General features: G+C 54.0%; 11 protein-coding genes and 1 pseudogene. 2 read left to right on the plus strand and 10 right to left on the minus strand.

Annotated features, from left to right (window positions below; all coding sequences use genetic code 11):
- Positions 1 to 21: 21 nt before the first annotated feature.
- From QZ279_RS08670 to pyrC, 9 genes and pseudogenes are all read right to left on the minus strand, one after another.
- A complete protein-coding gene (locus QZ279_RS08670; protein ID WP_293449970.1) occupies positions 22 to 492 on the minus strand; it encodes a paraquat-inducible protein A in 471 nt (156 codons plus the stop codon).
- Entirely contained in the window at positions 489 to 851 is a 363-nt protein-coding gene (locus QZ279_RS08675) for a hypothetical protein (protein ID WP_293449971.1), read from the minus strand. The genes QZ279_RS08670 and QZ279_RS08675 overlap by 4 nt, the downstream gene beginning before the upstream one ends.
- 135 nt (positions 852 to 986) lie before the next feature.
- Positions 987 to 1,733, minus strand: coding sequence for an ATP-binding cassette domain-containing protein (locus QZ279_RS08680; RefSeq protein ID WP_293449972.1), 747 nt, complete (start codon positions 1,731 to 1,733; stop codon positions 987 to 989).
- The gene (locus QZ279_RS08685) at positions 1,730 to 2,515 is read right to left on the minus strand and encodes an ABC transporter permease (protein WP_293449973.1); all 786 of its coding nucleotides are present in this window, start codon (positions 2,513 to 2,515) and stop codon (positions 1,730 to 1,732) included. The genes QZ279_RS08680 and QZ279_RS08685 overlap by 4 nt, the downstream gene beginning before the upstream one ends.
- Complete coding sequence (alr, locus tag QZ279_RS08690) at positions 2,512 to 3,546, minus strand: alanine racemase (RefSeq protein WP_293449980.1); 1,035 nt, start codon at positions 3,544 to 3,546, stop codon at positions 2,512 to 2,514. The genes QZ279_RS08685 and alr overlap by 4 nt, the downstream gene beginning before the upstream one ends.
- A gap of 162 nt (positions 3,547 to 3,708) precedes the next feature.
- Positions 3,709 to 4,761 (minus strand): annotated as a pseudogene (locus tag QZ279_RS08695) (agmatine deiminase family protein).
- 9 nt (positions 4,762 to 4,770) lie between these two features.
- Positions 4,771 to 6,261 (minus strand): replicative DNA helicase, encoded by a 1,491-nt coding sequence (locus tag QZ279_RS08700; protein ID WP_293449974.1) that lies wholly within the window; start codon positions 6,259 to 6,261, stop codon positions 4,771 to 4,773.
- Between the two features lie 92 nt (positions 6,262 to 6,353).
- Positions 6,354 to 7,034, minus strand: coding sequence for an orotate phosphoribosyltransferase (locus QZ279_RS08705; RefSeq protein ID WP_293449975.1), 681 nt, complete (start codon positions 7,032 to 7,034; stop codon positions 6,354 to 6,356).
- A gap of 90 nt (positions 7,035 to 7,124) precedes the next feature.
- Complete coding sequence (pyrC, locus tag QZ279_RS08710; protein WP_293449976.1) at positions 7,125 to 8,162, minus strand: dihydroorotase; 1,038 nt, start codon at positions 8,160 to 8,162, stop codon at positions 7,125 to 7,127.
- A 94-nt stretch (positions 8,163 to 8,256) separates the two neighbouring features.
- On the opposite strand from pyrC, the gene QZ279_RS08715 reads away from it, so the two are divergent.
- Both QZ279_RS08715 and QZ279_RS08720 read left to right on the plus strand, forming a co-directional pair.
- Entirely contained in the window at positions 8,257 to 8,520 is a 264-nt protein-coding gene (locus QZ279_RS08715) for a hypothetical protein (protein ID WP_293449977.1), read from the plus strand.
- A 2-nt stretch (positions 8,521 to 8,522) separates the two neighbouring features.
- Positions 8,523 to 8,963 carry an SRPBCC family protein gene (locus QZ279_RS08720; protein ID WP_293449978.1) on the plus strand — a complete coding sequence of 147 codons (441 nt, stop codon included), beginning with the start codon at positions 8,523 to 8,525 and terminating at the stop codon, positions 8,961 to 8,963.
- Here the strand turns inward: QZ279_RS08720 and QZ279_RS08725 are convergent.
- Complete coding sequence (locus QZ279_RS08725) at positions 8,951 to 9,907, minus strand: phosphoadenosine phosphosulfate reductase (protein WP_293449979.1); 957 nt, start codon at positions 9,905 to 9,907, stop codon at positions 8,951 to 8,953. The genes QZ279_RS08720 and QZ279_RS08725 overlap by 13 nt on opposite strands.
- Positions 9,908 to 10,018 lie beyond the last annotated feature (111 nt).

Raw genomic sequence — 10,018 nt, forward strand, 5'->3', positions numbered from 1 at the left:
GGGAAATCTGTGGCGTTAACATCATTCTGGGACAGATGCGGTATTTCCATCGCGCTTTTCGGGATCGTCGCGAAACAATAACCCCAACGCCAATTGGATTAATATGCAAACCGTAAACAGATACAGCCCCCACGCGGTTTCAATCCGCCCTACACCGATTCCTTTTGAAACCGTTATGTAAACCGCGATCAGAAAAATATCGGCCATTGCTAATTTTCCGAGCAAGGTTAGCGCGGGTTTCACGCGGGCGCTGAGCAAGTCAAACTGCACCAAGGCCAAGCCCAGAGTTTTCACATAGGGCGCGAACAGGGCAAAAAACGTGACCAGCAAAGCAAGGTAAACATCGGTTTGCCACAGGCTTTGCAGACCTGAGATGATGCTGATTTCGCTAAGTCCGAACAGGGGCAAGAAGCCCGCCCGTATCAATGGTGCGAACCACGCAATCGGGAAGGCAATCAAAAGTGCGAGGTTTATGAATTTTTTAAGTGTCATAATAGCGTAAAATACCAAAGCCCAAAAAAGCAGATCGCCGCGATCAGATGGAGTGCATCTAGCCCCCACCACCGACGGCCCGCCAGACGCCAAGACAGCGCAAATAAGAGAGAAACCAGCACGGGCAACGCCATGCCTGATCCTGATTGAAACACGCCCTGATTAACGATCCGCGATGCGATACGTCCGACGTCGGTTCCAATGAAACCAGCAAGGGGTGGGACATATTTCGCGGCCACGCCAGCAAGTGCAACACTAAAGGCCGTGAATGCGGCCCACCGCGACGGGCCTCGCGAAACGAAGGTACGGATCAAGGATAAAACGCCGATAAATTCGATATAGAAGAAAGTCTTGATCATCAAAAATGTGAGGATCGTGTAGTTTGGTTCAAATAAAGTGCTAAAATTACTCACGTGTTGAATCGCCTTATTCTTGGCATGCAATTTCAACGTGGCGTTTCTGGTCCCGTGTTGCAAGGGTGGGGCGTGCTTAACTTAGCGTACGGCCTCGATCGGGCCATCCGCGCGACCATGAATGAACTGGTCCAAATAGGGGTCGCCCGCTTGGTCCATATCCGCAACAGGGCCGCTCCATTGGATCACGCCATCATGCAGCATTGCGACGTTGTCAGCAATCGCGCGCACGGATGTCATATCGTGGGTGATCGTCATCGCGGTTGCCCCCATTTCGACGACAATTTCGCGGATCAAGTCGTTGATGACGCCGGACATGATCGGATCTAGGCCCGTGGTCGGCTCGTCGAAAAAGATGATCTCGGGCTCTGCCGCAATCGCGCGCGCAAGTCCGACGCGTTTTTGCATCCCGCCAGAGAGTTCAGCAGGCAAACGATCAGCGACATCGGCTTTCAATCCCACGCGGCGCAGTTTCTCGATAGCAATTTCGCGGGCTTCTTCTTTGGGACGTTGCAACGCGCCGCGCATCAAGCGAAACGCCACATTGTGCCAAACGGGCAGGCTATCGAACAATGCGCCGCCCTGAAACAACATGCCAAATCGCGCCAGAAACGCATCCCGTTCTGCGGTTGCAGCATCTTTGCCATCGACCATGATTGTCCCAGCGTCGGGCGTCACCAAACCTAGGATGGACTTTAGCGCGATGGACTTTCCAGTTCCGGATCCACCAATGATGACCATCGATGTGCCACGTGCGATCTCTAGATCGACACCACGCAGAACATGATTATTGCCGAATGATTTCTTGACACCGGACAGCGTGATCATAGCGAGAAAAACACCCATGTTAGAACGAAGTTAGCGGCCAAGATCAGAATCGCAGCCGCCTCGACCGATCCTTTGGTAGCGGCCCCCACGCCCTGTGCGCCGCGTCCTGAATTCATGCCGTAATAACAGCCCATAAGCGTTGCAATGACGCCGAACACCGCGCCTTTGGCAAGCGAAGATACCACATCACGGATTTCCAAGAAATCAAATGTGTTCACAAGGTAGGTAGAGGAGTTGAAGTCCAATGTCGCAACCGCAACCGTGTATCCGCCCAGAATGCCAATAACATCGCCCACGCCAACCAACACAGGCACACAGATCAAACCTGCCAGAACGCGGGGCACAGTCAGGTATTGCATGGGATGGGTGGACAGCGTGACCAATGCGTCAATCTGTTCGGTCACTTTCATGGTCGCAATTTCTGCGGCAATCGACGACGTCACGCGCGCAGCGATCATCAACCCGACTAAAACAGGGCCAAGTTCGCGCACCATTCCAATGGCAACGATCTGGGGAACGACGGCCTCTGCGTTGAACCGCGCGCCACCCGCGTAAATTTGCAGCGCCAATGCAGCGCCAGTGAACAAAGCCGTCAAACCGACAACAGGCAGGGACAGCCAGCCCACATTCAAGATCGCGATGGCCAGTTCACGCGCATAAAAGGGGCGTTTAAAGATATGGCGCAGCGTGGATCCCGCGTAGATCGAAATACGTCCCAAGGCCGCCAAAAGGTTGAGAAATGCGTGGCCTAACGCTTCTAGGGGTCGTAAAATCAGGTTCATCCAGCATACCGCCGCGCATAGCGCGCACCGAGAGATGTCAGGATTTCATAGCCAATGGTTCCCGCATTTTGTGCAAGCATTTCGATGGATTGATTGGGACCAACCAGTTCAAGATGGCTTGGAACGTCTTTGGCGTCAGTCAAATCAACACCGATGCTGTCCATTGAAATGCGGCCTGCAATCGGCACGGCGACACCTGCGGCAAATAACGTGGTCTTTGGCCCCATCGCGCGCAAAATACCGTCGGCATAGCCACATGACACCGTTACAATCCGGCTAGGACGCTGCGCAATCCACGTGTTGCCATAACCGACGCTTTCCCCCACCGCGACATCGCGCGTTTGGATGATGGGCAGCTCAATCGACACAACGGGATGCGCATCCGTAAAGGGCAGGCCACCGTACAGGCCGATACCCGGGCGCGTGACATCAAAATGATAGTCGGGCCCAAGCAGAATGCCGCCCGTCGCGGCCAGAGAACGCGGCGCATCAATGCCGCCTGTCATCTCGATAAACGCGGCCAATTGTTGGGCATTCATCGGATGGGTTGGCTCATCAGCACAGGCCAGATGAGACATGATCAACTTGGGGTTTTGCGGCAGCACCAGAGTACGCACAGCGTCCCATTCACCCGCTTCCATCCCCAGGCGGTTCATACCCGTATCAAGCTGGATGCCAAAGGACGTTCCAGGAAGCGCCTCAAAGTGACGCAACATTTGGTCGATAGAACTGAGCAGGGGGATCAGGTTGAGATCCGCAATAATGTCCGTGTCGCCAGACATGTGTCCCGATAAGATGTAGATCTCAGGATCAGGTCCCAATGCTTGACGAATGTCGGCACCTTCTTGTGCGACAGCAACGAAAAATTTGCGCGCGCCAGTTTGTGCAAGGCGGCGCGCTGCGCGACCAATGCCTGTGCCATAGGCATCAGCCTTGACGACAGCTCCAGTTTCGCCCGCGCTCATCGCGTCCAAGGCGGTCCAATTCGCAGCCATTGCGGCCAAATCAACTGTTAACGTACCTGTGCTCATAAGAGATGTCTTTGCCATGAACGCCCGTTAGGTCAAGGGCAAAAAGGCAAGGGATCTTTAAACTAGCCCTCTATCCGCACACAGGCGGGTCAGCGCAGCGCATATCGCTGATGTTGCGCAGCATTTTGTTTGACCCAACTCATCTTTTTGCGTGCCTTTAGGTTATGCGCTTGGCAATTGCTGCGTGGCGCAGTGAATACCACCGCCAACTTCGCCTAATGCGTCCATATTCAGCGTCACAATTTCGCGTCCAGGATAATGTTGTGCCAAAGCGTTGCGCGCTATTTTGTCTGTTTCGCGATCGCCGAATTCAGCCGCTATAACCGCGCCGTTGCAGGCATAGTAGTTCGCGTAAGACGCAACAAATTCAAAGTCTTTCACACGTCGATAGTTTGGTTTGGGGATCACTTCGACATCCAAATTTTCCGCTTTGAGCACATCATAGGTTTAATACGCCGCGACATGAAAGGGGTCTTCCCAATCGGGGGTATCGGGAAGGTTTATCAAAACGCGGTTGGGACCAGAGAAACGCGCGAGGGAATCAATATGGTAGTCTGTGATATCTTCGCCTGACACGCCTTTGGACCAGATCATCCGCTCTGCACCGTAGGCTCTCAGCAAGCGACGTTCTACTTCATCGCGGCTCAAACTGGGGTTGCGGTTTTTGTTCACCCATGAACTTTCGTGGGCCATCAGCAATCTGTGACCATCATGTTCTACGCCACCCGCTTCACCTGTGACGCCGCTATCCACAACGTCAAAGTCAAGGCGGTCCGCAATCGCAGTCGCTATTTTGCTGTCGCGCGTGTTGATTTGCTTATGACCCCAACCGTTGAATTGGATATGACTTACGACCCGCTCGGATCCACGATGGGCAATCAAAGGTCCCGCATCGCGCGCCCAAAGATCTTCTGTGGGGATGTCCCAAAGATCAATCTTGCCACTTAGCATCTTACGTGCGCGTGCATGATCGCTACCCTCTGCAATCAGAATAACAGATTCAAATTCGGCAATCGTATTGGCGATGTCGGCTATGGATTGTTGTGCATACTCAAGAAACGTTTTGTCTAGATGCACGTCACGATTGACGGGCCACATCATAAACGTCGCCTCGTGGTGGTCTTCTTCGGGGCGCTCATGCAAGGGCTCTGTCGCCATTATAGGAGTCGCGACTGTTGCAGCAACACTGGCTGCAAGGAAGTGACGTCTATGCATAACAAATCCCTAGAATTGCTGATCATCGCTTCCAACTTGCCACGCTTTGGCGAGATTACCAAAACGCGTGAACTGCGCTTCAAAGCTAAGTTCAATTGTTCCAATCGGGCCGTGACGTTGCTTGCCAATGATGACCTCTGCCTTGCCGTGCAGGCGGGACATATCATCTTGCCACTGCGCCATGGCTTCTAGGTTGTCGTCCTGCGGCTTTTCACGTTCTTTATAATACTCGCCGCGATACACGAACATCACCACGTCTGCGTCTTGCTCGATTGAACCTGATTCACGCAGGTCCGACAATTGCGGGCGCTTATCTTCGCGGTTTTCCACCTGACGTGACAGCTGGGACAGGGCGATCACAGGGATCTGAAGCTCCTTGGCGATGGCCTTCAGGCCCATGGATATTTCGCCGATTTCCTGAACACGATTTTCAGACGTACCGCGCACCAGTTGAAGGTAGTCGATGATCAGAACGTCCAGACCGTGAGTCCGTTTAAGACGACGCGCACGCGCGGAAAGCTGTGCAATCGGGATCGCGGCAGTATCGTCAATATAAAGCGGGCAGGCCTCAAGGTCTTTGGCGGCTTCCACGAAACGGCGGAATTCGAATTCCTCCATGTCACCCTGACGGATTTTATGGGATGAAATTTCGGATGCTTCGGACAGAATACGACCAGCCAACTGTTCCGCGCTCATTTCCAGTGAAAAGAAGCCCACGACGCCGCCATCGACTGCGCCCTCGGTGCCATCAGCCAGCTTGCCCTTGCGAAAGGCTTTAGCAATGTTGAACGCGATGTTTGTGGCAAGGGATGTCTTACCCATGGACGGGCGACCCGCGAGGATCAGAAGGTCGGATTTGTGCAAACCCCCCAGCATTTTGTCCATGTCGGTCAAGCCAGTAGAGACACCCGCCATGCCGCCCCCGCGCTCGTACGCGGCGTTGGCGACGTTCACCGCATCGGTGATCGCGCGCAGAAAGGATTGAAAACCGCTATCAGAACTGCCCTTTTCGGCCAGCTTATAAAGCTGTTGTTCGGCCTCTACGATTTGTTCGGCAGGTTCAGAGGCCACATCAACGCGTGCCGCTTTGGCCGAGATATCGCGCCCAAGCCCCATCAGTTCTCGACGGATCGCGAGATCATAAATAATCTGCGCATAATCGCGCGCGGCAAAAGCAGAGATCGCAGCCCCTGCAAGACGCGCGAGATATGCAGGTCCACCAAGTTCTTTCAGACCTTCATCATCTTCAAGAAACGCCTTGAGCGTCACAGGCGATGCAAGGTTGTTCTTGGCAATGCGCGCCGCGGCGACCTCATAGATGCGCTGATGCACGGGATCAAAGAAATGGCGCGGCTGAATGATGGATGCGACGCGGTCATAGATGTCGTTGTTGGTCAGGATCGCACCCAGAAGCTGTTGTTCTGCCTCGATAGAGTTGGGCATGGTCTCCGCGGCCGCGACATCGACCTGCGTTGTTTTCATTGATGCGATTTCGTTCATCTTCAATCCTCAATTTCCCGCCCCCTTAATAGATAACCAAGGGGGGCAGGTGCAAATTGTATGTTTCTGTGGATAACCTCAAATAGGCTAGATCAGCCTTTTTTGTTGGCCTCTTGCCATGCGCGTGGATTGTTGAGAAAGGCCTCGACCCCCGCCAACGTCGCCGTATCAAACGTATTTTGCGCTTTGGCCTCGGCGAGTACATCCCACCAGGTGCAAAGATGGTGCAGCGTGACACCGTGATCGCCAAGTGTCTTTTTGGTTTCCGGAAAGATGTCGTAATAGAAAATGACCGCTGTGTGGGTGCAAGTTGCACCCGTTTCACGAATCGCATCGACGAAGTTCAGCTTGGATCCACCATCGGTTGTGAGGTCTTCCACGAGCAGAACGCGCTGGCCCTCGTGCATATCGCCCTCGATGCGCGCACCGCGCCCGTGGCCCTTGGGCTTTTTGCGCACATAGGTCATGGGCAAAGCCATGCGTTCTGCAACTAGGGCTGCGTAGGAGATGCCTGCGGTTTCGCCGCCAGCGACGTTATCGAACGCTTCAAAACCAGCGTTGCGCATGACTGTGACCGTCATGAAATCCATCATGGTCGAGCGGATGCGCGGGTAGGAATTGGGCTTGCGGCAATCAATGTAGGTCGGGCTGGGCAGACCGGAGGAGAGAATGAAGGGCTCGGAGGCGTTGAAGTGCACCGCTTTGATTTCTAGCAGCATACGCGCTGTTAGGCGGGCGATTTCTTCGGGCGTTGGGTAGCTGGTGGGGATCATGATTTATCTCATTTGGCAACTGAGGTGTGAGAGTGCGGGGGCGAAGGGCCAGCCCCTCGCGCTCCCCGGGATATTTGGGAAAGGAGAACGTTAAGAGGTGACAGACCATTCGAGTGGGAAGCCCGGATCAAAGACCGTGACTTCGCCCATGCCTGTGATGATTTTCTCAGGATATGTGGGGGGTGTTTTGGTCAGGGTGATCGTCTCAACGTTCGGCTTGAGTTTGTAGTGCGCGGGGCCGTTCAGGGAGGCGAATGCCTCTAGTTTGTCGAGTGCGCCTTGTTGGTCGAACACTTGCACGAGGATCGACATGGTGTTGGTCGCTGTAAAACAGCCTGCACATCCGCACGCGTTTTCTTTGAGTACGTCAGAGTGGGGCGCGGAGTCGGTTCCAAGGAAGAAGCGTGTGTCACCGGATGTTGCCGCCTCTACCAGGGCGACGCGGTGTTCTTCGCGTTTGGCTACGGGCAGGCAGTAGTAGTGCGGTTTGATCCCGCCCACGAGGATGTGGTTGCGGTTGATGATCAGATGGTGCGTCGTGATCGTCGCGCCAAGGCTGTCGTCTTGCTCGCGCGCATACTCGACCGCGTCTTTAGTGGTGATATGTTCCATCGTGACCCTAAGGCCCGGTGTGGCGCGGCGGATTGGATCCAGAATCGTGTCGATGAACACCGCTTCGCGATCAAAGATGTCAACGTGGCTATCAGTGACTTCGCCGTGCAAGCACAGAGGCAGGCCGATTTCGGCCATTACGTCCAAGATGGGTTGCACACGCGCAAAATCACGTACACCGCTGGCAGAATTCGTCGTGGCCCCAGCGGGGTAAAGTTTCACTGCTTTGATCAAGCCGCTGGCGTGTGCGGCGCGCATATCATCTGGTTCTGTGTCTTCTGTCAGATAAAGCGTCATCAACGGCTCAAACGTCATGCCTTCTGGCAATGCACTCAAGATGCGCGCTTGGTAGGCGAGCGCATCTGCACTGGTCACAACCGGCGGCACAAGGTTGGGCATAATGATTGCGCGTGCGAAATGGCGCGCAGTTTCGGGCAGTACAGCGCGCAGCATATCGCCGTCACGCAGGTGTAAATGCCAGTCGTCGGGGCGGCGGAGGGTTAAGCTATGTGTCATGCCAAGTCACTTACACCGCGCCAACAAAAAGGGCTAGGGGTTTGCGTCTATCGGTTTTGAAGTTTAGGACACCCGCATCACGGGGAGTGTACACATGATATTTACATTAATTATTGGGTTTATCGTTGGCGTCTTTTACAATCGTGCCGATCCATTCATCGCGTCGGGTTTAGAGCGTGCTGGCTTGAAGATTGACGCAGACAAATTGGTTTTGGTCAGCTTCGCGCTGGTTTTAACCGTTGCTGCACTGGGCCTATACATTATTGGTGTAAACGTTTTTCCAGCGCTTTTGTGCTTGGGCGCGGCCATTGGCATTATTCGTCAGCCACTTTTGGCACGGATCACCGGTAACACATAAATATGCGCTTGGTTCGCTTAAGCCACATTTATGATCACAGCCCTGAGGCAGTTTGGACAGTCGCAATTGATCTTGATTGCCTCAAGGAAGCCGTACGCGGTGTGTTGGTTTTTGAGGGCATGCCAAGCGGAGCGATCACGCAGGGACAAGTCCTAGACGTGACGGTTTCAATGTTCGGACTTTTGCCTGCGCAGCCCTACCGTATGGAGGTGGTCGCGTTCGACGCATCGGCGTTGTGCTTTCAATCTAACGAGCAGGGTATGGGCGTCCAACACTGGCTGCATTCTCTGCGGATCGTGCCGCATGTACGTGGTGCGGAGTTGATCTACGAGATCGAAATTGAAGCGGGTTGGTGCACGCCCCTCATCGCTGCTTGGGCGCGCTTTATGTATAAACGCCGTCACAAACCGCGTGTTGAAATGTTGAAACGTCAGCTTGGCTGAACGCCTTGTTCTATATCAGAGGCTTGAAGGGCCAAAATTTGCTCACCACGTTTCTTAAATCGTGGGGCATTCAAGGCGCTGGCGGCATGATCACACACCGCTTTGGCAAGTCCCCAACGCTTGGCATCTTCCATATCTCCAAGCACAGCACGCAGATAATTGCGGTCTAAACGGCGCTTGCGGTGAAGCGTGTAAAATTCAGCAGGCACAGGGTCATCCGCACCAAGTGCGCTGAGCATTGGGTATAAAATGGCCAACCGCATCATTTGCAGATCAAGTGCGTTGCCAAAGCAAGCCATGCACAGTTTGTCGACATTGTAGCGCGTGAAAAGTGCAACGTGCATCGCGTCTAGTTCCACGCGCGGATCATAAATGATCGTGGCGCGCCCTGCTGCATCCAGCATGTCAGGAGCATAGCCATATCGGTCTGTAAAGCTGATACGGCGCGATCTACGGAAGCGATCGTCCCATTCCGTCACGCGCGGATCAAGGGTCGCTTGGGGACTAAGCGCTAACACATGCGCGCCAGGTGCGGCCACAGAAAAAGCGCAGGCCGCGTATCCGCACGATCCCACACCGTAAAATATGACTTGGTCGAAATCTTCAAAAAAGCCGTCATCGATTAAGCGATCAAAGTAGTGGTAGACGGCAGGGTTGCGAAACCATGTATTGCCGTCGCTGAAGAAACTTAGCAGGGACCAACCTTCTTCACGCACCATTTCGAACCCAACGGGATGGGCGTCACCATTCATGGTTTGCACGGATTGAAGTGTTTCAAATGTGACAAGCAGGGTTTTTCCCGCATCAATGAACGCAGCGTTATGTTTTGCGCTGAGAGGTTGGAAATAGCCAACCTCGTCTGCGATTTCTTCCAAGTCGCCCAACCAAGCTGCACCGGTCTGTCCAGCCAGTGACTTTTCTAGAAAATGTAGCGTGTCCTGCATCGGGTCTGCTCCTGCACATTTTAAGTTGACCCATCTGGTGGGGTCACTTGCCTAAAGATGGCGGGGAATTAGGGCAGGATTGGGAAATTGGCGCGACCAAGTCTTGTCATG

This window comes from Planktotalea sp. (genome assembly GCF_018607965.1).
Taxonomy (GTDB): Bacteria; Pseudomonadota; Alphaproteobacteria; order Rhodobacterales; family Rhodobacteraceae; genus Planktotalea.

What these genes read in the sequence shown, in the direction of transcription:
- QZ279_RS08680 (WP_293449972.1), bottom strand. Translation starts at nt 1,733, where the DNA reads ATGATCACGCTGTCCGGTGTCAAGAAATCATTCGGCAATAATCATGTT.
- QZ279_RS08670 (WP_293449970.1), bottom strand. Translation starts at nt 492, where the DNA reads ATGACACTTAAAAAATTCATAAACCTCGCACTTTTGATTGCCTTCCCG.
- pyrC (WP_293449976.1), bottom strand. Translation starts at nt 8,162, where the DNA reads ATGACACATAGCTTAACCCTCCGCCGCCCCGACGACTGGCATTTACAC.
- QZ279_RS08700 (WP_293449974.1), bottom strand. Translation starts at nt 6,261, where the DNA reads ATGAACGAAATCGCATCAATGAAAACAACGCAGGTCGATGTCGCGGCC.
- alr (WP_293449980.1), bottom strand. Translation starts at nt 3,546, where the DNA reads ATGAGCACAGGTACGTTAACAGTTGATTTGGCCGCAATGGCTGCGAAT.
- QZ279_RS08705 (WP_293449975.1), bottom strand. Translation starts at nt 7,034, where the DNA reads ATGATCCCCACCAGCTACCCAACGCCCGAAGAAATCGCCCGCCTAACA.
- QZ279_RS08725 (WP_293449979.1), bottom strand. Translation starts at nt 9,907, where the DNA reads ATGCAGGACACGCTACATTTTCTAGAAAAGTCACTGGCTGGACAGACC.
- QZ279_RS08685 (WP_293449973.1), bottom strand. Translation starts at nt 2,515, where the DNA reads ATGAACCTGATTTTACGACCCCTAGAAGCGTTAGGCCACGCATTTCTC.
- QZ279_RS08675 (WP_293449971.1), bottom strand. Translation starts at nt 851, where the DNA reads ATGATCAAGACTTTCTTCTATATCGAATTTATCGGCGTTTTATCCTTG.
- QZ279_RS08715 (WP_293449977.1), top strand. Translation starts at nt 8,257, where the DNA reads ATGATATTTACATTAATTATTGGGTTTATCGTTGGCGTCTTTTACAAT.
- QZ279_RS08720 (WP_293449978.1), top strand. Translation starts at nt 8,523, where the DNA reads ATGCGCTTGGTTCGCTTAAGCCACATTTATGATCACAGCCCTGAGGCA.